Genomic DNA, 1,039 nt, shown 5'->3' on the forward strand with positions numbered 1-1,039 from the left:
GGCTTTGTTGCACAAACCTATCTGTAAAGGCTTTTTTAGCGATATAATTTTCAAATGAAGAAGCCTACACACAAAATCTACCGCACAACCAATTGGCCCGCATATAACCGAGCACTCATGAGTCGCGGAAATATTGCCATTTGGTTTGATCCTGCTACGCAATGGTATGCTCCATCAAAAGGCAAACAAGGGCGAAATCAAACCTACTCCGACGCAGCCATCCAATGCTGCTTAATGATTAAATCCTTATTTCGTCTGTCTTTACGTATGGTTACTGGCTTTGTACAAAGTCTGATTAAACTTTGCGGATTAAATTGGATAGCTCCAGATTACACCACGCTTTGTAGAAGACAAAAGCATATTGATATTGTAATCAGCTACCAAAAAAGTAGCGATGGGCTGCATCTACTCATGGACTCTACAGGCATGAAGTTTCTAGGTGAGGGCGAATGGAAACGCAAGAAACATGGATCTGAATATCGTCGCCAATGGCGTAAACTTCATATTGGTATAGATGCCAAAACCCTACAAATACGAGCAGTTCAGCTTACAACCAATAATGTCAGTGATTCACAGGTGCTTGGTGATTTACTTGATCAGATTCCACAAGATGAGCGGATTGACTCTGTTTATACCGATGGAGCTTATGACACCAAGCAATGCCGTCAGGTCATTGCAGATCGGCAAGCGCATGCGGTGATTCCACCTAGAAAAAATGCGAAACAATGGAAAGATACAAAGTGTAGCTCGCTAGAGCGAAATGAATTACTTCGAACAATTAAACGTTTAGGCAGGACACAAAAGAAAAAATGGTCAGGCTATCATCGGCGAAGTTTGGTTGAAACTAAGATGCACTGCATTAAATTATTAGGAGATAAACTCAGCGCAAGGAGTTTTGGTAGCCAAGTGAATGAGATCCATGCACGTGTAGCAGTCCTTAACAGATTTACGGAATTAGGTCGCCCACTTACCCAAGTTACGCCTTAAATTTGGCTCAATTAGGGGCGCTTTGCATTTCAAATCTTTGTGCAACAAAGCC

The 1,039-nt window shown here is 42.0% G+C and carries 1 protein-coding gene; it reads left to right on the forward strand.

The genetic code is table 11. The features are described 5' to 3' along the window. Positions 1–54: 54 nt before the first annotated feature. Entirely contained in the window at positions 55–987 is a 933-nt protein-coding gene (locus tag C8322_RS07315) for an IS5 family transposase (protein ID WP_111810486.1), read from the forward strand. The last annotated feature ends 52 nt before the right edge of the window (positions 988–1,039 follow it).

Origin of the sequence: Acinetobacter sp. SM1B, assembly GCF_003289665.1 — a bacterium.
Classification (GTDB): Bacteria; Pseudomonadota; Gammaproteobacteria; order Pseudomonadales; family Moraxellaceae; genus Acinetobacter; species Acinetobacter schindleri.

Bases quoted from the DNA above. Each gene is read 5' to 3' on its own strand.
- C8322_RS07315 (WP_111810486.1), top strand. From the start codon at position 55: ATGAAGAAGCCTACACACAAAATCTACCGCACAACCAATTGGCCCGCA.